The following is a 19842-nucleotide window of genomic DNA, read 5'->3' as shown; positions in this document are numbered from 1 at the left end:
ATAGGCTCGCACCGCCCTGTCCGGCTGTTACGGCGTCGGGGCGACGGTCAGCGTGAGCTGCCTGCGGCCGACACGGCCTTCCTTGTCGGTAGCCTCGATCTCGATGACGTGGCTGCCGCTCGGGACAAGGACGGAAGGCGCGTCGATCCCGGCCGGCGTGATGAACGGCTTGATCCGCTGCGTGATATCGATCGGCGGCTGGCGCCGGTAGAAAACGCGCACGGTCGCCGGGTCGATCGGCACGCCGTTGCTCGGCATGAAGCGCACGGCGAGGCGGAAGGGCTTGCCGTCGACGCCCTTGTCCGGGGTCGGCAGCGTGTCGATGCCGGGGCCGCGCGTCAGGTTGCGCGTGCTCGCCACGGTCTTTGGCGGGGCCGGCAGGCCAGCCTCCTCGCGGGTGATGAGGAGGATCGGATCGGCGGCTTGGGCCGCCGACAGCATGGCGGCGGTAGCGAGAACGGCAGGCAGCATGTGCCGAGCGAGCACAGACTTCATCATCGTCCTATTTCACTCCCAGGATTGCGGCGATGAGACCGGCGACCGCGGAAATGGCGGTGCCGGCCATCAGGATGGTGGTTTCGATGGTCTTCAGCGTTTCCATCGGCACCTTGCCGTGGACGGCCTGCAGCCCCTTTCGCAGTTCCGGCAGCGAAACGAGGCCACGCGCGGTCAGCGCAGCCTGCGTCACGCGCAGCAACATCCCCGAGAACATCGAGGCGCCGATGCTTAGCGCGTAGAACGAAGTCTCGCGCCAGGCTGCCGGCCCCTGCGGAAGGAGCGGTATGTTGTCGTGCCAACTCAGCAACGCGTTCATGGTCGCGACGGAAAAAATCGCGAAGGCGATGGCAACGCCGATATCGAAGGCGATCAGGCGCGGGCGGAGGCCGAAATAGATCAGGCCCGTCAGGAACGGGATCGCGATCGAGGACAGGCGCAGGGCCCAGAGCGGCAGGTCGAGCCAGAGGATGACCGCGCAATAGGCGAGCAGCAGCAGCACGAGGCCGAAGGGCAATACCCAGAAGCGCCGGCGCACGACCGGCAGGGCGCGCGGCTCGGCTTCCCGCCAGGGCCCGGCAGGCTCGACGGCGGCAGCTCTTTGAGGTTCCGCCTCCCAGGTGCGGGCTATGGCAGCGCGATCTTCTTCCGCGCTTTTCTCGAAGGCGGTGAGGCGCTGTTCCAGCGCTTCGAGGCGATGCAGCAACGGCAGCACGGGGGTGAGGTCCCGGCCGCAGCAGCGGCACGACAGCACGCCCCGATTGAGCGCGGCATCGCAGTAGGGGCAGACGAACTGGTCCTGCACGGAAATCTCGCGCCTTAAGGGGCAAGCCGCGCTCAAAGCCATATCTGATCCGCGAGATCAAGGCGTTTGGCGAATTTCCGTTAGGTAATACCGATGCAAGACGCCGAATTTCCTGCTCGAATTCTACTTTCGTCTATATCTTGGCCTTGGTTGCCTTGAACGTCATCCGGTGCGGATTGTGCCCGAAGTTCTTGGGTTGCTGCACATCGGCGAAGCCCGCTTCACGGATCAGGGCGGTGATCGCGTCCGCGGTATAGGTCGAAAGGCCGTACTGCGCCCTGAGCTTGCGGTAGTCCGAGAAGACGGTCCGGACGAGGCCGCCAAGCGCAGCCAGCAGGAAGCCGCCGCGCCAGGCGAAGGCGAGCAATTGCGAGGCGTCGGTCAGCGGGCTGACATCGGGCGGGATGACGTCGGCGACGACCAGTGCACCGCCGGGCTTCAGCCGGTCCCGCCAGATTTCGAGCAGCGCCTTCAGTTCGTCGCGCGAGAGATACTGGAGCAGGGAGTTGGCAACGACGAGATCGAGCGAGGCCGGGGGCAGGGCCTCGACCTCCTCCGGCGAGACCACGACGATATTGTCCTTGCGGCCGAACTGGGCGCGCAGCTTGTCGCGGACGTTCGGCGCCGCCTCGCAGAGATAGAGCTTGCCGCAGGCCGCGGCGACACGGGCGGCATCCAGCGCCTCGCCGCAGCCATGGTCGAGAACAGTGGCGTCGCCGGCCGGGATATGCGCGATGAGATCGGTCGCGATGGCGCGGTAATGCAGGGCCTTGTGGCGCGGCGAGACGTAGATCGAATGCTCGCCATTCCAGAAATCGCGCCAGGACATGTGTTCGGTCGACCCTCGGGTTGCAGAAATCTCTCGATGACTACGCACAAGCCGGGTGGCTCTGCAACAGCCGGGGGTTTCGAGGGCGCGGGGTTTCGGCTTTAGTTGGCGAATCGAGACGGGGGGCGTCCATGTTGCTGCTGCCGCGATTGCTCAAGCGGTTCATCCGCCACGGCCGCCTGACGGTCATCACGCCTGACGGCAAACAGCATGTCTTCGGCGCGGGGCCGGCGGAGCTGCTTTTCGCCGGCGTCACCAAGACGGCGCCAGCCGTCACCGTGCGCTTCCACGACAACCGCGTCGAGCGCGAGCTCTTCCTCAATCCCGAGCTCGCTCTGGCCGAAGGCTACATGGATGGGCGGATCGATTTCGAGGAAGGGACGATCCACGACCTGCTGACGCTGTTCTGGCTGCAGCGTAAGGAAATGCGCAAGGACCCGCTGCAGCAGGCGATCCGGAAGGTGCGGTTCAAGATCCGGCGCTGGCGGATGCACAACCCGCTCGGTGTCGCCGGCAAGAAGGTCAAGCATCACTACGACATCCCGACCGACTTCTATCGGCTCTGGCTCGACGAGACGATGACCTATTCCTGTGCTTACTGGCATACGCCGGAAGTCGGATTGGAAAACGCGCAGAAGGCGAAGCTCCGGCATCTCGCGGCCAAGTTGAAGATCGAGCCCGGCATGAGCGTGCTCGATATCGGCTCGGGCTGGGGGGAGCTTGCGATCTACCTCGCCAAGGCCTGCGGCGCGAAGGTGACCGGGCTTAACGTCTCGCCCGACCAGATGGCGGCCGCCCAGAAACGGGCCGAGGCGGCCGGTGTCGGCGATGCCGTGACCTTCATCAACAAGGACTATCGCGAACTTGGCGGCACGTTCGATCGCGTCGTCTCGGTCGGCATGATGGAGCATGTCGGCGTCGCGCATTACGGCGAGTATTTCGGTGGGATCCGCGAGCTGCTGACGCCGGATGGGATCGCGCTCGTCCATTGCATCGGCCGCGTCGGCCCGCCGGGCTTCACCGGGCCGTTCTTTGACAAGTACATCTTCCCGGGCGGCTATGCGCCGGCTTTGTCGGAGGTGTTCGCGGCGCAGGAGCAGACGGGCCTGTGGGCCTCCGACTGCGAGTTCTGGCGCCGCCATTACCACTGGACGCTGGAAGCCTGGCGCGAGCGCTTCATGGGCAAGCGCGAAGAGGTCGTCGCGATGATGGGCGAGCGTTTCGCGCGGATGTGGGAATTCTATCTCTGCGCCTGCTCGATCTCCTTCGATATCGGCGGCGACATGGTGTTCCAGCTTCTGCTCGGCCAGCATAAGAGCGCAGTCCCGATCATCCGCGACTATATCGCGGATGATGAGAAGGCGCTGGAGGCGAGAGGGTTCTGAACGGGGCCGCTTTCCGTCATTGCGAGCGAAGCGAAGCAATCCAGGCAGACCGGGTCGAAGCGCTCTGCCCTCCCGCCCCTGGATTGCTTCGTCGCTTCGCTTCTCGCAATGACGGCAAGGGCCGAGTCAGGCGCTTCACCGCTTGAGGTTGACGACGACGACCCCGGCGAGCGCCATGGCGCCGCCGATCAGCCCGAAGACGGTGGGGATTTCGCCGAGCCAGAGGAAGCCGATCAGCATCGCCATCGGCGGTACGGCGTACTGGAAATTCGAGGCGCGGGCGGCCGGCAGGCGCGAGAGCGTGATCGCCCAGGTGCCATAGGCGATCAGGCTCGGCACCACCGCGAGATAGACCACCGACCAGAAGGAGATCGCGGGGGCGGCCTGCGCCTGCGCAATTGCGCCGGGCAGGAAGGGCAGCAGCACGAAGCCGCCGATCGCCATGTTCCAGGCCGCGACATGGAGCGGCTTGTAGCGGGCGAAGAGCGGCTTCTGCACGACCGTGGTGATGGCGTTGCAGAAGGCGGCGCCGAGGATCAGCAGCACGCTGATGCCGATCTCGACATCGAGCCCCTTGCCGAGCGCGATGACGCCGATGCCGGCGAAGGAGATGGCCGTGCCGAGCCAGGCCGTCAGGCTGAAGCGCTCACCGAGGATCATCATGGCGAGCACGGCCGTCATGATCGGGTTGGTGTTGATGATGAAGGCAGCCGGGCCCGCCGGCACGACGCGCTGCCCGAAATTCAACAGCAGCGCATAGCCCGCGATGAAGATCACGCCGCCGACGAGGAAGCGCCAGATGTCGCCAGGCTCAGGCAATTTTGCTCGCGTCGCGAGGAGGAAGAGCGCGGCCGGAACGCCGGCGAGCGCGAAGCGCAGCGCCGCCATTTCGGCCGGGCCGAAGCCGGCCAAGCCAGCGCGGATCGCCGGGAAGGAGGAGGCCCAGGCCATGACCGTGAAGGTCACGGTGAAGACCAGCGTCGGGTCGAGGCGCTGGCTGCCGGAGGCGAGGGCGGGAGAGGCGCAGCTTGAGGAGGACATGATGTCGTTCCTTCGATGGGAAGAAGTTGCTCCCGATAAGCGCTTCGGCGAGCTGATTGACAAACGAACAATTCGCGCATGAGCTGTGAGAATGGATCACAGCTCGAACCTGCCGCCGCTCGATACCCTGCGTGCCTTCGAGGCGGCTGCCCGCACCGGCAGCTTCTCCTCGGCGGCCGAGGCGCTGAACCTGACCCATGGCGCGGTCAGCCGGCAGGTCGCCAAGCTGGAGCATTGGCTGGGCCTGCGCGTCTTCCTGCGGCAGGCGCGCGGCGTGTCGCTGACGCCGGAAGGCCAGCGCCTGCTCCAGCGCACGCAGGAGGCTTTTGCGCTGATCGCCGACAATTCCGAGCGCTGGCGTGAGGTGAGGGGCGCCTCGGTCGTGCGGGTCAGCGCGCCGCCTTCGGTCTGTGCGCTCTGGCTGATGCCGCGACTGGCCGTGCTGGAGGCCGGGACGCCCGCGCTGCGGATCGTGCTGCAGGTCGAGCACCGCAAGGTGGATTTCGAAGAAGAAGGCGTGGATCTCGGGATACGTTGCGGGCGCGGCGGCGCGCCGGACCGGCTCTCGCTCAAGCTGTTCGAGGAATGGTGCTTCCCGATCGCATCGCCGCAACTCGCTGCTGAGATCGGGAAGGGCGCGCCGCAACGCCTCCTTGCCCAGCCGCTGATCCACGACTCGGATGCCGCCGGCTGGAAGGCCTGGTTCGCGGCGCAGGGACTGGATTATCGCCCGCGCCCGCAGGACCGGCGCTTTGAGGACTATAATCTCGTGCTGGATGCCGCAGCGCATGGGCTCGGCATCGCCCTGGCGCGTCCGCCGCTGGCGCGCGAGCAACTGGCGGCGGGGAGAATCGTCCGTGTCGACGAGCGGGAGGCGCTGAACCCGGTTTCCTACTGGCTCGACCGGCCGCTGGGGGCTTTGCGGCCCTCAGCTGCGGCACTGGCCGAGCGGATCGCGCTAGAAGCGGGTGCCGGCCGAGGGGATATCGCGGCTTTTCTCAGCCGGGAGGCCAGAGCAGCCTGATCAGCGCAAGCTGTGCCGCGGAGCCGCAACCTCGCCGCGCTGGCTCGCGCGGGCCATCTCGAAGCTGTCGGCGATGCGCCGTGCCCGGACGATGAAGGCCTGTGCGATATCGGGCGGACAGACCTCGTGCGCCGTGATCTCGAACAGATCGAGCCAGCGGTCGAAATGCTTGCCTTCCAGCGGCAGGATCAGGTGCGGGCGCATCGGACGGCCATCATAGCGGCCGGTGCGCAGCATCACGCCGCTCCAGAAATCGGTGATCTTGCCGATATGGTGGTCCCAGTCCTCGACCGCGGCCGCGAAGACCGGGCCGATCAGCTTGTCCTCCCGGGCTCGCGCATAGAAGGTGCGGACGAGCTCGGCGATCATCGGCTCGCGCAGGTCGGGATGGGCAGCGCCCGGGTAGATCAGGGGATTGTCGGTCATCGCAGGATTGTTCGCGTTTCCGGTATTCTCTTAGGAGAGGGGCGCGAAGGCTAGGCCTGCGCGACCTCTGCGACCTTGTGAGGCAGGGCGGCGGACTGTGCGGGTTCGGCATGGCCTTGTTCCAGGAACAGCCGCATCTCCTCGGCGAGCGCGAAGAAGCGATCGCGCACGGCCTTGGCATGCGGATTGGCGCGCTCGATCGCCATGAAGACGTTGGGGGCGTCGTAGCGGACCATCTCGGTCGCCTGCATCAGGAGGTCGAAGCTCGCCGTGGTCATCGTCCTGGGCAGGGGTTCCATCCGGACCAGGATCTTGGCGATGAGATGGGTCAGGCCCTGCACCATCGCAACCTCGCGGTCATGCGCGTCGGCGGTGGTGACGATCACCTTGAGCTTCAGGACATGGCGCAGGAAGGCAGCGATCCGTGCTGTGCTGCGACTGCGGATCGGGCAAAGCGCGATCTTGAGGCCGGCAAGCCCGTTGCGGGCGCTCTGCGGGCCGAAGAGCGGGTGTGTGCCGATGATCTCGACATCGTCGGGCAGCGCCGCCTGCATGGCGCGGGCCGGGCCGATCTTGACCGAGCCGACATCGAGCACGATGGCGCCAGCCCGCAGATGCGGGCTCAGTGACGCGATCGCCTCGGGGATCGCCGGGACGGGCACGGCGAGGATGACGAGGTCGCAGGCCGCGACGTCCGCAACGGTCGCAGACTGCAAGCCCTTTCCGTTTGCATCGGCCGCGGGCGCGGCTGCCGGATCACAGACGCGCAGCGCGAAATGCGGCTGGAGCTGGCGGGCCATCAGGCGGCCGAAGGCGCCGAAACCCATGATGCCGATGGTGGAGATGGTTCTGATCTTGGAGGACATCGTTTTCGCTCGGTGGTGAGCCGCGATGCCGGGTGATCTGCCTGAATTCAACCGCCAGCGCGGCGGTTGAACATGGGAATGCCACCGCCTCTATGAGGACGGGGCGTAATAGCCGTGAAGGAAGGCGAACAGGCTGATCATGGCTCGCTTAAAGCGCGCGAGGCCGGCGCTTGTCAATCGAGCGGGGGCGAATAGGCGGTCAGCGTCATCAGGCGGTCCTCGATCGCGCCGACCATGTCGCCCTGCTCGATCTTGGTGACGCGCTTGATCTCGATCCATTCGGGATCGGCCATGAAGCTCGCCCAGGCCGCCGCCTTCGTCTCGGCATCGGGCCAGGCGAGGATATAGGCGAATTCGGTGCGGGCGGCGCTGGCCGTCTCCCACATCGCCATGATCCTGAAGCCGTGACGCGCCATGATGCGGGCGGCATGGTCGCGGAAACGGGCATGGAAGGCCGCCTTGTTGCGCTCGAAGATCTCGTAGATGCGCAACTGGTGGATCATGCCTGTCTCCTTCGGCATCAGGACGGCCCTCAGGCCGCCTTCTTCGCCTTCTCGGCCGCCATCAATTCGGTGAAGCGGATGAAGAGGTAGTGGCTGTCCTGCGGGCCGGGCGAAGCTTCCGGGTGGTGCTGGACGCTGAAGGCCGGGCGGTCGGTCAGCGCGATGCCGCTGTTCGAGCCGTCGAAGAGCGAGACATGGGTCTCGACCGCATTGCCCGGCAGGCTCGCCGGATCGACAGCGAAGCCGTGGTTCATCGAGACGATCTCGACCTTGCCTGTGGTCTTGTCCTGCACCGGATGGTTGGCGCCGTGATGGCCCTGCTTCATCTTCATGGTCTGGCCGCCGATGGCGAGCGCCATCATCTGGTGACCCAGGCAGATGCCGAAGGTCGGGACCTTCCGGTCGAGCAATTGCTTGATCACCGGCACGGCGTATTCGCCGGTCGCGGCCGGGTCGCCCGGGCCGTTGGAAAGGAAGATGCCGTCGGGATTGAGCGCGAGGATGTCCTCGGCGGTCGCGGTCGAGGGCACCACGGTGACGTCGCAGCCGGCCTTGGCGAGCAGGCGCAGGATATTGCGCTTCACACCGTAATCGATGGCGACGACCTTGAACTGGCTGCTGTCGCGCTTGCCGTAGCCGGCCGGCCAGATCCAGGGCGTCTCGTCCCAGTCATAGCGCTGCGCGGCGGTGACCAGCGGAACGAGGTCGAGACCAGCCATCGAGGGCAGCGCGGCTGCCTGCTTCTTCAGGCGCTCGATGTCGAAGACGCCGTCCGGGCTATGGGCGAGGATCGCGTTCGGCATGCCGTTGTCGCGGATCAGCGCGGTCAGCGCGCGGGTATCGACGCCGCAGATGCCGACGATGTTGCGAGCCTTGAGCCAGGCGTCGAAATGGCGGTTGGCACGCCAGCTCGACGGCTCGGTGATGGCGGCATGGAGCACGCAGCCGCGCACGCCGGAAGAGGCGGCAGCGTTCACCGTCTCGGTGTCCTCCTCGTTCACGCCGACATTGCCGACATGCGGGAAGGTGAAGGTGATGATCTGCCCGGCATAGGACGGGTCGGTCAGGATTTCCTGGTAGCCGGTCATCGCCGTGTTGAAGCAGACCTCGCCCGGCGCCTCGCCGATGGCGCCGAGGCCGAAGCCTTCCAGCGCCGTGCCGTCGGCCAGCACGAGGAGTGCGGTCGCGTGCGGTTCGGTCCAGCCGCCTGCGGCGGGGTTTCCTTCGGTGGCGGTCATGTCTATGTCTCGGTCCAGGCCGCGCCAGCGGCAGAATGCGGGGGCGGGGTTGTCGAAATCCACTCCGCCGGTCTGGAACGCGAGCCTTAAAGAGCCGGGCCCGGCCCGTCAATCAAAGCCGGCGCAGGCCGCACAAAAGAAAAAGGAACAACGAGATGACGAGCCTGCGCGAGCGCTTCACGGCCGACATGAAGGAAGCGATGAAGGCCGGCGAAAAAGCCAAGGTCGCGGCGATCCGCCTGATCAGCGCGGCGCTGAAGGAAAAGGATATCGAGGCGCGCGGCGCCGGCAAGGGCGAGGCGACCGCCGACGAGATCCTCGGCGTGCTCCAGAAGATGATCAAGCAGCGCCAGGAATCGATTGCGATCTACGACGCCAACAACCGCCCCGAGCTCGCCGAGGGCGAGCGCGTCGAGGTCGCGGTGATCTCGTCCTACCTGCCCAAGCAGATGTCCGACGACGAGGTGAAGGCCGCGATCGACAAGGCCGTGACTGATACCGGCGCGACCGCCGTCAAGGATATGGGCAAGGTCATCGCCAGCTTGCGCGCCGCCTATGCGGGCCAGATGGATTTCGGCAAGGTGAGCCCGATGGTGAAGGCCGCGCTCGGCGGCTGAACCTGAAGCTTTCGGCGATATTTCGCCACATCCGGCGGCCAGCTTTGGCGGCAAAGGAGGAATCCGATGCCGCATCTGACAAGCAAAGCCGCTGTCCTGGCCTGTCTCGCTTTGGGCGCGACGGGTCTCGCCCCGGCCCGGGCCGCCGGCTGGGACGCAAGCTACAACATGGGCACGCTCGCCGTCGGCGTCGCCACGCCCGAGAAGGCACGCCTGACCTTCTATTGCGGTGACGCGGCCGCGGCGCGCGCCAACCCCGCGATCAAGGGCGGGCCCTATCTGGAATTGTCGCTGCCGAAAGCTGCCGGGCTGGAGAAGGTCGCATCGATCACGATGGTGATCGATGGCAAGGGAACGACGATTCCGGTTGCCGCGAAGCCGGATATCGACAGCGTTTCCTTGAGCTGGGAGCCGGGCAAGAGCTTCGGGCGGCGCCAGATGAAAGGGGTCGTCGCACGGCTTGCCAAGGCAAAGGCGATTGCGGTCTCCGTCGCGGGAAGCGACGTGCGACTACCGGTGGAGGGCGCCGCGAAGGCGCTCGGCGAGGACCCGCTCGGCTGCAAGTGACGCCTGCTGACGCGCCCCTGTTGAATGCTGCGGATAACCCGGTTTCAGGCGATTGTCTGTTGGCTTCCGGGGCGCGGAGGTCCAGATAGAGCCCCATGAAATTCCCGCCCTCCGTCCTTGATGAGATCAAGGCGCGGCTGCCTGTCTCGGCGGTCGTGGGCAAGCGCGTGCGCCTCCAGAAGGCAGGGCGCGAATGGAAGGGGCTCTCGCCCTTCAATGCCGAGAAGACGGCCTCCTTCTTCGTCAACGACCAGAAGGCGTCCTTCTTCGATTTCTCGTCGGGCAAGAACGGCGACATCTTCAAGTTCGTGATGGAGACCGAAGGGCTCTCCTTCCCGGAAGCCGTCGAGAAGCTCGCGGCCGAGGCCGGCGTCATCCTGCCGAAGATCACGGCGGAGGCGCAGGTCCAGGAGGAGAAGCGCAAGGGGCTGCACGAGGTCGTGGAGCTCGCGGCGCAATTCTTCGAGGCCGAGCTGATGGGCGATCGCGGCGGGGGAGCAAGGCGCTATCTCGCGACGCGCGGGCTCGACGGCGAGGCGCGCACGCGCTTCCGCCTCGGCTATGGCCCGGTCGACCGTTTTGCGCTGCGCGATCATCTGGCGGGCAAGGGCGTTCCAGCCGAACTGATGATGGAGGCGGGGCTGCTCGTGCATGGCGAGGAGATCGCCGTGCCCTATGACCGCTTCCGCGACCGGGTGATGTTCCCGATCCATGATGCGCGGGGACGCGTGGTCGCCTTCGGCGGGCGGGCGATGAGTTCCGAGGTGGCGGCGAAATACCTGAACTCGCCGGAGACACCGCTCTTCCACAAGGGCTCGCTGCTGTTCAACCACCACAATGCCCGCAAGGCCGCGCATGACACCGGGCAGGTCGTGGTCGTCGAGGGCTATGTCGACGTCATCGCGATGTCGCTGTCAGGCTTCCCGCAGAGTGTGGCGCCGCTCGGCACGGCCCTGACCGAGGATCAGCTCGGCCTGCTCTGGCGCATGGCCGACGAGCCGGTGATCTGCCTCGACGGCGACAAGGCCGGCCGCAAGGCCGCGAGCCGGGCGATCGACATCGCGCTGCCGCTGCTGGAGCCGGGCAAGTCTCTTTCCTTCGCCCTGCTGCCGGACGGGCAGGACCCGGACGACCTCGCTCGCTCGGGCGGGCGGCAGGCGATCGCGGAGGTGGTCGCGGCGGCGCGCCCGCTGGTCGACATGCTCTGGCAGCGCGAGGTCGAGGCCGGCCCGCTCGATACGCCGGAGCGGCGCGCCGCCTTCGAGCGGCGCCTGAAGGAGCCGCTTGGCCAGATCCGGGACGAGACCACGCGCAAGCATTACCGCCGCGAGATGGACGAGCGGCTGGCACAGCTCTTTGCCAGCGCCGCCCCGGCGCGGCCGGAGCGCGGCGGCGGAGGCGGGCATTTTCAGCGCGGCCGGGGCGGGCAGTCGCCGCGCGGCGGGTTCGGCCGGCAGGTGCCGCCCTGGCTTGCCGGGCCGCTCAAGGCGTCCAGCGCGGTGACACAGTCGCGCATGATGGCGAAGCTGCGCGGCGAGGACCAGCGCGAGGCCTTCATCCTGCTGGCGCTGGCGAGCCATCCCGATCTCATCCTGCGCTGCGCCGACGAGATCGCAGAGCTTTCGCTGGACGGGACCGCGGCCGAGCGTTTCCGGCAGGCGCTGCTCGATTCCGTCGAAGACACGCTCGACCGGGAAACTCTTGCGAATCGGCTGGCCCAGCCGCGAGTCCGGGAAGCGCAGGGCCATCTCATGGCCGTGACCGGGCCGGCCGAGCGGCTGAAACTCGCCCAAGATGCTGATCCTGAATCGGTTTTCGACTCGATTCATCAGGCTCTCGTCTTGCATCATCGCGCGCGGACGCTAAATAGCGAGTTGAGAGCAGCCGAGCGCGCCTTGGCTGACGACGCGACCGAAGCCAATTTCGCCTGGATCAAGGACGTCAAGGCCCGCCTCGAGACGATCGAAGGCACCGAGGCCATGTCCGAGGATTGATCGCCCAGCGAATGGTGGACGCGGGTCTTGCGCGCGCAAGCTGTCGGGTGGTTCACGATTCGTCAACGACGTCTGGTGCCATCTGCGAGCAATGATTTGGGTGGGTGAGCGCGCCGGGCCTGCGGTCGCGCCGCCCTTTTATGCGTCGGTATATGGCTTTCTCGGCCAGAGCCGGCGCGAGTGCGGAGCGCTGATTGATGGCGACTAAAGCGAGCGAACGGGAAAAGACCGATCAGGTCGCGCCGGATGCCCCCCCGACTACCGACGGCCCGTTGCTCGACCTGACCGATCAGGCCGTAAGGCGGATGATCAAGCTCGCCAAGAAGCGCGGCTATGTCACCTATGACGAACTGAACGAAGTTCTACCCTCCGAGGAATTCTCCTCCGAGCAGATCGAGGACGTGCTCGGCCAGCTCAGCGAGCAGGGCATCAACGTCGTCGACAACGAGGACCCGGAAGCCGCCGGCGAAGAGCGCGCAGCCCGCAAGGACGGTGGAGCCGACGAGGAAGAGCCCGAGGGCGGCGACATGGTCGACGCCTCGCGCCAGACCCTGCCGGTCGAGACCAAGCGCAACCTGGAGCCGACCGAGCGCACCGACGATCCCGTCCGCATGTATCTGCGCGAGATGGGCTCGGTCGAATTGCTCTCGCGCGAGGGCGAAATCGCCATCGCCAAGCGCATCGAGGCCGGCCGCGAGGCGATGATCGCCGGGCTCTGCGAGAGCCCGCTGACCTTCCAGGCCATCATCATCTGGCGCGACGAACTCGTCGACGGCAAGGTGTTGCTGCGCGACATCATCGATCTCGAAGCGACCTATGCCGGCCCCGACGGCAAGAACCCGGCCGTCGCCGGCGAGGAAGAGGCCGAGGAGAGCGAGCAGGCCGAAACTCCGGAGGGCGAGACCCCGCCGGACATGGACGACGACGACATGGAAAACAACGTGTCGCTCTCGGCCATGGAGGCCGAGCTCAAGCCGCGCGTGCTCGAAACCTTCAACGCCATCGCCGACGACTACAAGAAACTGCGCCGCCTGCAGGACCAGGACATCGCCAACCGGCTGGAGAACACCAAGCTCTCGCCGTCGCAGGACCGCAAGTACAAGAAGCTCAAGGACGACATCATCACCGCGGTGAAGTCGCTCTCGCTCAACAACAACCGCATCGAGGCGCTGGTCGAGCAGCTCTACGACATCAACAAGCGCCTGATCGGCCACGAGACGCGCCTGCTGCGCCTCGCCGAGAGCTACGGTGTCGGCCGCGAGGACTTCCTCAAGCAGCATGTCGGCGGCGAGCTCGACCCGAAATGGGTCCTGCGCGTCTCCAAGCTCGGCTCGCGCGGCTGGAAGGAATTCGTCGCGGCGGAGCTGGAGCGGATCAAGCAGCTCCGCGAGGAGGTGCACACGCTCGCCTCCGAGACCGGCCTGGAGATCCAGGAATTCCGCAAGATCGTGCTGATGGTCCAGAAGGGCGAGCGCGAGGCCCGTCAGGCCAAGAAGGAGATGATCGAGGCCAACCTGCGTCTCGTGATCTCGATCGCCAAGAAGTACACGAACCGCGGCCTGCAGTTCCTCGACCTGATCCAGGAAGGCAATATCGGCCTGATGAAGGCGGTCGACAAGTTCGAGTACCGCCGGGGTTACAAGTTCTCGACCTACGCGACCTGGTGGATCCGGCAGGCGATCACCCGCTCGATCGCCGACCAGGCCCGCACGATCCGCATTCCGGTCCACATGATCGAGACGATCAACAAGATCGTCCGGACCTCGCGCCAGATGCTGCACGAGATCGGCCGCGAGCCGACCCCGGAGGAATTGGCCGAGAAGCTGGCCATGCCGCTGGAGAAGGTGCGCAAGGTCCTGAAGATCGCCAAGGAGCCGATCTCGCTCGAAACTCCGATCGGCGACGAGGAGGATTCGCATCTCGGTGACTTCATCGAGGACAAGAACGCGATCCTGCCGATCGACGCAGCGATCCAGAGCAACCTGCGCGAGACCACGACGCGCGTGCTGGCCTCGCTGACGCCGCGCGAAGAGCGCGTGCTGCGCATGCGCTTCGGCATCGGCATGAACACCGACCATACGCTCGAAGAGGTCGGCCAGCAGTTCAGCGTCACCCGCGAGCGCATCCGCCAGATCGAGGCGAAGGCGCTGCGCAAGCTGAAGCATCCGAGCCGCTCGCGGAAGCTGCGGAGCTTCCTCGACAACTGAGATCAGAGCGGCTTTCTGCCGACCACGAACAAGGCCCGCTTCCGCACTGCGGAGGCGGGTTTTTCTTTGGGCGGCTCATGGCGCCCTTCGTTGGATCGTTTGTCCCACGAACGTAGGATGCCGCCGGGCCGGCCGCTGGCCAGTCTGCCGCCGCCTTGTGGCCCGGAGGTTGCTCATGCTGCCCTTCACCTATGACGCGCTTGCCGAACGCTTCGCCACGGTTCGTCCCTGGGCGAAAAAGACGATCGGCGACAAGACCAATCGCTGTGCCATTTGCATGGGCTATACGCTGCGGCTGACGCCGTCTGAGGACGATGCGACGATCGAGAAGCTGGCGGAGGTCGCAAGCCAGGTGAACGCCGATGCCGGACCCGCTGGCGGCGCGCGTCCGCTGACCACGCTCAGCGCCAACTTCTTCATCCGGGCGGCGGAGCTGGAGCCGCGCGTCAGGCGGGTTTATGGCGAGCCGGACATCCAGGGCGTCTCCAACAAGGTCTGGCGCTCGGTTCTCGGCAAGAAGGGCGTGCTCTATCTGGAGGACTGCTACCAGACAGAGGGCGACAAGAGCACGTCGTTCCTGTTCTTCCAGCGCGTGAACGGCGATCACTGGGACCTGTTCAACGGCATCAACATGGTCGCCGAGGAATACCTGCTCAGCGGCAACAGCCATGCGGGCCAGCTCTGCTTCTGGATGGCGCGATAGCTTTTCGTGTGGCGAGCGCATGGGGGCTCGCCAAGAAAAAAGGGCGCCGATGGCGCCCGTTCGTCGGGACCGGAATGGCCTTACAAGGTCCGCGCCAGCGCGACGAGTTGCTCCCAGGCTGCGCCCCAGCCGTCGTGGAAGCCCATCTCCTCGTGCTGCTTCTTGCCGGCGGCATCCTTGTGATAGGCGCGGGCGATGTAGAGCGTACCGCTTGCGTTCGGCTGGATCGTCACCGAGGCGGTCATGAAGCCACCCTCGATCGGGCGGAAGCCCGGGCCGAGCGCATCGGTGAAGAGCAGGAAGGTTTCCGGCACCACCGCCAGCACGCAGCCGTTATTGTCGTGCTTCTCGCCGTTCGGTCCTTCCATCACCGTGTGGAACTTGCCGCCGGGACGCAGGTCGAGTTCGCAGGCGGTCGTCTTCCAGGGCGCGGGCGTGAACCACTGCATCAGCAGCTTCGGCTCGGTCCAGGCGCGCCAGACCAGGCGCGGTGGTACGTCCGTCTCGCGCCGCAATTCGAGGTCGAGCGCCGGGTCGAAGGCGGTCGCATGCGTATCGGTCATCCGTTGTCCTCCTGATTTTGCAGTTGCAGCACCAGCCGGTCGAGCTGGTCGAGGCGTCTGGTCCAGAGCGAGCGCTGCGCCTCCAGCCAATGTTCGGCCGCGGCGAGCGGTTCCGCCCGCAGGGTGCAGGTGCGCACGCGCCCGGCCTTGCGGGTGGCGACGAGACCGCAATCCTCCAGCACCTTGAGATGCTGCAGGAAGCTGGGAAGCGCCATCTCGAAGGGCTTCGCCAGTTCGCTCACCGAGGCCGGCCCACGGCCGAGCGCCTGGACGACCGCCCGGCGCGTCGGATCGGACAGCGCGCGGAAGGTATCGTCGAGGGCAGGCTGGGTTGCGACCATGCGCCTCGATAACGTGCCGGTAATACTTAGGTCAATGCCTAAGTTTTGAGGGGGCGGCGGGACCTTGATCTTCGCTGCGGGAGAGGGCTTCCTGCGCATCCCGTTTCCGGAGGCACCCATGTCGCCCGAATTCCTCCTCACCTCCCTCATCATCGTCGCTTCGCCGGGAACGGGCGCGATCTACACCATCGCCGCTGGCCTGACGCGCGGCTCGCGGGCGAGCGTGCTCGCGGCCTTTGCCTGTACGCTCGGGATCGTGCCGCATCTGATCGCGGCGATGATGGGGATCGCGGCGCTGCTGCATGCCAGCGCGCTGGCTTTCGCCATCGTCAAATATGCCGGCGTCACCTATCTGCTCTACATGGCCTGGCAGACGCTCCGGGAGCATGGCGCGCTCAAGGTCGAGACCAGGGCGGATGCGCGCTCGGCCTGGCTGGTGCTGCGCGACGGGCTGGCGCTCAACCTGCTCAATCCCAAGCTCTCGATCTTCTTCGTCGCCTTCCTGCCGCAGTTCATCGCGGCCGACGAGGCAAGCCCGATGGCGCGCATGCTGGAGCTCTCCGGTGTGTTCATGGCGATGACCTTCATCGTCTTCGCGCTTTACGGGCTGTTCGCCGCGGCGATGCGCGACAAGGTCATCAGCCGCCCGGCGGTGATGGCGTGGCTGCGTCGCAGCTTCGCCGCCGCCTTCGTCGCGCTCGGTGCCAAGCTCGCGCTGACCGAGCGCTGATGGCGCGGCAGGCGATCCTGAGCGTCGAGACGCACGGGCCGGGGCTCTACGAGTTTACCGACCGCGCCATCTCCTTCGTCAAGGCCGGTGGCGAGGTGAGCGGGCTTTTGACGCTGTTCGTGCGCCACACCTCATGCTCGCTCCTGATCCAGGAGAATGCCGACCCGGATGTACGCCGCGATCTCGACGCGTTCTTCCGCCGGCTGGTGCCATCGGCGGATGATCCGGCGATGGCCTATCTCGTCCATCGCGACGAGGGGCCAGACGACATGCCGGCTCATATCAAGGCGGCGCTGACGTCGGTCTCGCTCTCGATTCCGGTGATGGGCGGGCGCCTCGCGCTCGGCACCTGGCAGGGCATCTATCTGTTCGAGCACCGCCAGCGGCCGGATCGGCGCGAGGTCGCCCTCCACCTTTCGGCGTGAGATCAGGCCGGCGGCGCCACCACGAGCGCGACGAGACGCCGGACGACCGGCAAGACCAGGAGCAGCGTCGGGAAGGCCACGACCCAGGACAAAGCCCAGGAGGCTGGCCAGGTCTGGAGAAACGCGGTGGTCGGACCGAGGGCTTTCAATGTCGAGATGCCGGAGACGACGAAGGTCATCAGGATCGACAGGAAGAACGGCATCACCACGCCGGCGTAGCGGGCGGGGAGGCGAGGGTAGGCGGCGCTGGTCATGGGACAGGCTTTCGCAAGGGGCAGGCCGTTCGGACGCATCCGATACGACTTGCGCCGAATGGATGCGTCGTCTGACGTGAGACGCTTACGAACGGGAGCGAAGCCCGATCGCGGCTGCATAGTCGATCGGAACGGGGTTGCCAAGCCGCCTACCGCGCCGCGAACATCTCAGGCTCCGGCAGCGGCTCCCAGGCCTCGCCCGCGCCGATGAAGCAGCTCCTGCCGGAGGGCGTGGTGGCCAGCAGCGTCCAGCTGCCGGTCGGTCCGACATAGAGTTCGAACAACACGCCGCTCTCGGCCAGTCCGCTGCCGATCATGCGCTCGCCGAAGGTGTCGCGCAGCTGGCCGACGACATGGTTGCGATCGGCGCAGGGCGGGCCGCGCGGCGAAGGGGACTGGGCGAGTACGGACGTCGCCAGCGTCGCGCCGGCCAAGCCCGCGATCATCAGGAATTTGCCGAGTGTCATGACCACCTCCCTGTCCGGAGGCAGCCGCTGGAGCGGCAGGATATCGGGAAGCCTTGCGGCTGCCCTGAACATTATCAATGTGGGAAGCGGCGAAACGCCGTTCAAGCGGCGGAGCCGACGATGGCGTTTGCTCGATCAGGCGAAACAGCGCTCCCCTTGGCGCGGTTCCTGCCCTATACCGGGCCGCAAGCAATGCGGAGGCACCATGTCTTTCTTCAAATCGCTGTTCGGGGGGCGCAAGCCGGCCGAGGACAAGCCTGCTGGCCCGGTCAAGAGCATCGAGCATAACGGCTTCACGATCCATGCCACGCCCTACCAAGAGGCGGGCCAGTACCAGCTCTGCGGCGTCATCGAGAAGGTCGTCGACGGCGAGACGAAGAGCCATCGTTTCATCCGGGCCGACCGCTTTCCCGGACAGGCCGAGGCCGCCGACTTCACCCTGGTGAAGGGCCAGCAGATCGTCGACATGGAAGGCGACCGCATCTTCCGCTGAGGCGAGAGCGCAGCAGTTTGGAATGATTCCTGCCGCTAACGCGCGGCAGGGCTGCCCCGCAGGCGCTTGCCCGGCGGATTCCAGTCGCTAAAGCTGCCCGGAGAAGAGCCATCTCCCAAGATATGGCCGCCGAGGAAGCATGTCCCAGGACGCCGACCGCTACCAACCCGATTCGTCCTATGCCTGGCTGAGGCTCGCCGTCGCGCTGCTGGTCGGTACGATCGCCTGCGTCGGCTCCTGGTCGGTCGTCGTCGTCCTGCCGGCGATGCAGGGCGAGTTCGACACGCTGCGGGCCGGCGCCTCGCTGCCCTATACCTTCGCCATGCTCGGCTTCGGCGCCGGCAACATCATCATGGGCCGGGTGGCGGATCGCTACGGCATCATGGTGCCGATCGTCATGGGCGCCTTCCTGCTTGCGGCCGGTTATGCCGCAGCGGCGATGTCGCATTCGCTCTGGCAGTTCGCGCTGGCGCATGGGCTCTTGATCGGCATGGGCAGTGCCGCCGGCTTCTCGCCGCTGATCTCTGACCTGTCGCACTGGTTCCGCAAGCATCGCGGCCTTGCCGTGGTCTGCGGTGCCTCCGGCAGCTATCTCGCCGGCGTGTTCTGGCCGCAGATCATCACCTGGGGCGTGGCCAACCATGGCTGGCGCGCGACCCATTTCGGCATTGCCGTCGTCACGCTGGTGGTGCTGCTGCCGCTCGCGCCGTTCTTCCGGCGCCAGCCGACGGCGGCGACCATGGCCGCGGCGGAGGCGAGCAGCGCCGGCGCGCGCGGCGATCTCGGCCTCAGCGCCGGCCAGCTCCAGCTCCTGCTCTGCGTCGCGGGCTTCGCCTGCTGCGTCGCCATGGCGATGCCGCAGGTCCATATCGTCGCCTATTGCGGCGATCTCGGTTACGGCGTCGCACGCGGCGCCGAGATGCTCTCGCTGATGATGCTGCTCGGCATCGTCAGCCGCATCGGCTCGGGCTTCGTCGCGGACCGCATCGGCGGCGCGGCGACGCTGGCGCTGGGCTCGCTGATGCAGGGCGTGGCGCTGTTCCTCTATCTCTGGTTCGACGGGTTGCAGTCGCTCTATGTCGTCAGCGGCATCTTCGGTCTGTTCCAGGGCGGCATCGTGCCGATGTATGCCGTCGTCATCCGCGAATACCTGCCGGCCAAGCAGGCGGGCATCCGGATCGGGCTGGTGATGTCGGTGACCGTGCTCGGCATGGCCTTCGGCGGCTATCTCTCGGGCGTGATCTTCGACTATTTCAGCTCGTACCGGATGGCCTTCCTCAACGGGCTCGCCTGGAACCTCGTCAATCTCAGCATCGTCTGCTGGCTGATGCTGCGGGCCCGGCGGTCGCTGCCGCCGCTTCAGGTCGCGGGCTGAGAGGGCCGGTAAGTGCCGAAGCACCAGACATGCCCTTCCGGGTCCTTGCAGATGAAGTCGCGGCTGCCATAGGGCTGGTCGGTCGGCTCCATGCAGATTTGGGCGCCGGCCTTGCGGGCGCGTTCGCAGCGCGCGTCGATATCGTCGGTGGCGATATAGGGCGAGGCGGTGGTGCCACCGAGCTCGACCGGGCGCGAGACCAGCTTGCCGAACTCGTTGCCCTCGGATGAGCCGAGCATCACGAAGCTCGAACCCATCCTGAGCTCGCCGTGGAGGAGCGTCCTACCGTCCTCCGAATAATAGGCAGCGTGCTTCTCGAAGCCGAAGGCCTCGATCAGCCAGTCATACATCCGCGGCGCATCGGCATAGCGCAGCGAGATGATGATCATCGGCTCGGGCTTGGGAGTGCTGGCGCTGGACATGGCATCGATCCCTGTTCGCGTGGCCTGCCGCGATTGTCGGCGACATCGCCGGGCAACGCAAAGCGTAGCCGC

General features: G+C 66.4%; 24 protein-coding genes. 11 read left to right on the top strand and 13 right to left on the bottom strand.

What is annotated here, in order from left to right; all coding sequences use genetic code 11:
• Nucleotides 1-27: 27 nt before the first annotated feature.
• The 3 genes from ACWIEX_RS15870 to ACWIEX_RS15860 form a co-directional block, all read right to left on the bottom strand.
• Nucleotides 28-498, bottom strand: coding sequence for a hypothetical protein (locus ACWIEX_RS15870; RefSeq protein ID WP_454033980.1), 471 nt, complete (start codon nt 496-498; stop codon nt 28-30).
• 4 nt (nt 499-502) lie between these two features.
• Nucleotides 503-1300, bottom strand: a complete 798-nt coding sequence (locus ACWIEX_RS15865) for a hypothetical protein (RefSeq protein WP_454033979.1) — start codon at nt 1298-1300, stop codon at nt 503-505.
• A gap of 133 nt (nt 1301-1433) precedes the next feature.
• On the bottom strand, nt 1434-2129 hold the full coding sequence (locus ACWIEX_RS15860; RefSeq protein ID WP_454033978.1) for a class I SAM-dependent methyltransferase: 696 nt from the start codon (nt 2127-2129) through the stop codon (nt 1434-1436).
• A gap of 131 nt (nt 2130-2260) precedes the next feature.
• On the opposite strand from ACWIEX_RS15860, the gene ACWIEX_RS15855 reads away from it, so the two are divergent.
• Entirely contained in the window at nt 2261-3514 is a 1254-nt protein-coding gene (locus ACWIEX_RS15855; RefSeq protein ID WP_454033977.1) for a class I SAM-dependent methyltransferase, read from the top strand.
• 135 nt (nt 3515-3649) lie between these two features.
• Here ACWIEX_RS15855 and ACWIEX_RS15850 read toward each other — a convergent pair whose 3' ends face one another.
• Nucleotides 3650-4555 (bottom strand): DMT family transporter, encoded by a 906-nt coding sequence (locus ACWIEX_RS15850; protein ID WP_454033976.1) that lies wholly within the window; start codon nt 4553-4555, stop codon nt 3650-3652.
• Between the two features lie 91 nt (nt 4556-4646).
• Between ACWIEX_RS15850 and ACWIEX_RS15845 the strand changes: the two genes are divergently transcribed.
• On the top strand, nt 4647-5579 hold the full coding sequence (locus ACWIEX_RS15845) for a LysR substrate-binding domain-containing protein (RefSeq protein WP_454033975.1): 933 nt from the start codon (nt 4647-4649) through the stop codon (nt 5577-5579).
• Here ACWIEX_RS15845 and ACWIEX_RS15840 read toward each other — a convergent pair whose 3' ends face one another.
• The 4 genes from ACWIEX_RS15840 to carA form a co-directional block, all read right to left on the bottom strand.
• Complete coding sequence (locus ACWIEX_RS15840) at nt 5580-6005, bottom strand: group III truncated hemoglobin (protein WP_454033974.1); 426 nt, start codon at nt 6003-6005, stop codon at nt 5580-5582.
• Nucleotides 6006-6055: 50 nt separating this feature from the next.
• Nucleotides 6056-6871, bottom strand: coding sequence for a prephenate dehydrogenase/arogenate dehydrogenase family protein (locus ACWIEX_RS15835; RefSeq protein ID WP_454033973.1), 816 nt, complete (start codon nt 6869-6871; stop codon nt 6056-6058).
• Nucleotides 6872-7044: 173 nt separating this feature from the next.
• Nucleotides 7045-7374 (bottom strand): NIPSNAP family protein, encoded by a 330-nt coding sequence (locus ACWIEX_RS15830; protein ID WP_061970231.1) that lies wholly within the window; start codon nt 7372-7374, stop codon nt 7045-7047.
• Between the two features lie 29 nt (nt 7375-7403).
• Complete coding sequence (gene carA / locus ACWIEX_RS15825; protein ID WP_454033972.1) at nt 7404-8612, bottom strand: glutamine-hydrolyzing carbamoyl-phosphate synthase small subunit; 1209 nt, start codon at nt 8610-8612, stop codon at nt 7404-7406.
• A gap of 155 nt (nt 8613-8767) precedes the next feature.
• Here carA and ACWIEX_RS15820 point away from each other — a divergent pair, with 155 nt between their 5' ends.
• The 5 genes from ACWIEX_RS15820 to ACWIEX_RS15800 all read left to right on the top strand — a co-directional run bounded on the left by ACWIEX_RS15820 (nt 8768) and on the right by ACWIEX_RS15800 (nt 14700).
• Complete coding sequence (locus ACWIEX_RS15820; RefSeq protein WP_454033971.1) at nt 8768-9229, top strand: GatB/YqeY domain-containing protein; 462 nt, start codon at nt 8768-8770, stop codon at nt 9227-9229.
• Nucleotides 9230-9295: 66 nt separating this feature from the next.
• A complete protein-coding gene (locus ACWIEX_RS15815; RefSeq protein ID WP_454033970.1) occupies nt 9296-9796 on the top strand; it encodes a hypothetical protein in 501 nt (166 codons plus the stop codon).
• A gap of 95 nt (nt 9797-9891) precedes the next feature.
• Nucleotides 9892-11790, top strand: coding sequence for a DNA primase (gene dnaG / locus ACWIEX_RS15810; RefSeq protein WP_454033969.1), 1899 nt, complete (start codon nt 9892-9894; stop codon nt 11788-11790).
• Between the two features lie 197 nt (nt 11791-11987).
• Nucleotides 11988-13997: an RNA polymerase sigma factor RpoD gene (gene rpoD, locus ACWIEX_RS15805; RefSeq protein WP_454033968.1), complete on the top strand. Its 2010-nt coding sequence runs from the start codon at nt 11988-11990 to the stop codon at nt 13995-13997.
• 175 nt (nt 13998-14172) lie between these two features.
• The gene (locus ACWIEX_RS15800; RefSeq protein ID WP_454033967.1) at nt 14173-14700 is read left to right on the top strand and encodes a T6SS effector amidase Tae4 family protein; all 528 of its coding nucleotides are present in this window, start codon (nt 14173-14175) and stop codon (nt 14698-14700) included.
• Between the two features lie 80 nt (nt 14701-14780).
• Here ACWIEX_RS15800 and ACWIEX_RS15795 read toward each other — a convergent pair whose 3' ends face one another.
• Complete coding sequence (locus ACWIEX_RS15795; protein ID WP_454033966.1) at nt 14781-15263, bottom strand: SRPBCC family protein; 483 nt, start codon at nt 15261-15263, stop codon at nt 14781-14783.
• The gene (locus ACWIEX_RS15790; RefSeq protein WP_454033965.1) at nt 15260-15604 is read right to left on the bottom strand and encodes an ArsR/SmtB family transcription factor; all 345 of its coding nucleotides are present in this window, start codon (nt 15602-15604) and stop codon (nt 15260-15262) included. The genes ACWIEX_RS15795 and ACWIEX_RS15790 overlap by 4 nt, the downstream gene beginning before the upstream one ends.
• A 118-nt stretch (nt 15605-15722) precedes the next feature.
• Between ACWIEX_RS15790 and ACWIEX_RS15785 the strand changes: the two genes are divergently transcribed.
• Entirely contained in the window at nt 15723-16334 is a 612-nt protein-coding gene (locus tag ACWIEX_RS15785; RefSeq protein WP_454033964.1) for a LysE family translocator, read from the top strand.
• The gene (locus ACWIEX_RS15780; protein WP_454033963.1) at nt 16334-16759 is read left to right on the top strand and encodes a secondary thiamine-phosphate synthase enzyme YjbQ; all 426 of its coding nucleotides are present in this window, start codon (nt 16334-16336) and stop codon (nt 16757-16759) included. Before ACWIEX_RS15785 ends, ACWIEX_RS15780 begins: the two co-directional genes overlap by 1 nt.
• A 2-nt stretch (nt 16760-16761) precedes the next feature.
• On the opposite strand, the gene ACWIEX_RS15775 is transcribed toward ACWIEX_RS15780, so the two are convergent.
• Together ACWIEX_RS15775 and ACWIEX_RS15770 are read right to left on the bottom strand one after the other, a co-directional pair.
• Nucleotides 16762-17013, bottom strand: a complete 252-nt coding sequence (locus tag ACWIEX_RS15775) for a DUF2798 domain-containing protein (protein ID WP_454033962.1) — start codon at nt 17011-17013, stop codon at nt 16762-16764.
• 149 nt (nt 17014-17162) lie between these two features.
• Nucleotides 17163-17480, bottom strand: coding sequence for a hypothetical protein (locus tag ACWIEX_RS15770; RefSeq protein ID WP_454033961.1), 318 nt, complete (start codon nt 17478-17480; stop codon nt 17163-17165).
• 205 nt (nt 17481-17685) lie between these two features.
• Here ACWIEX_RS15770 and ACWIEX_RS15765 point away from each other — a divergent pair, with 205 nt between their 5' ends.
• Nucleotides 17686-17973, top strand: coding sequence for an HlyU family transcriptional regulator (locus ACWIEX_RS15765; RefSeq protein WP_454033960.1), 288 nt, complete (start codon nt 17686-17688; stop codon nt 17971-17973).
• Nucleotides 17974-18112: 139 nt separating this feature from the next.
• Complete coding sequence (locus ACWIEX_RS15760) at nt 18113-19348, top strand: MFS transporter (RefSeq protein WP_454033959.1); 1236 nt, start codon at nt 18113-18115, stop codon at nt 19346-19348.
• Here ACWIEX_RS15760 and ACWIEX_RS15755 read toward each other — a convergent pair.
• Nucleotides 19333-19770: a VOC family protein gene (locus ACWIEX_RS15755; protein WP_454033958.1), complete on the bottom strand. Its 438-nt coding sequence runs from the start codon at nt 19768-19770 to the stop codon at nt 19333-19335. The two genes, ACWIEX_RS15760 and ACWIEX_RS15755, sit on opposite strands and share 16 nt — an antisense overlap.
• Nucleotides 19771-19842 lie beyond the last annotated feature (72 nt).

The organism is Allobosea sp. NPDC055353 (assembly GCF_053644975.1).
This window is presented reverse-complemented; position numbering and strand designations above follow the sequence as displayed.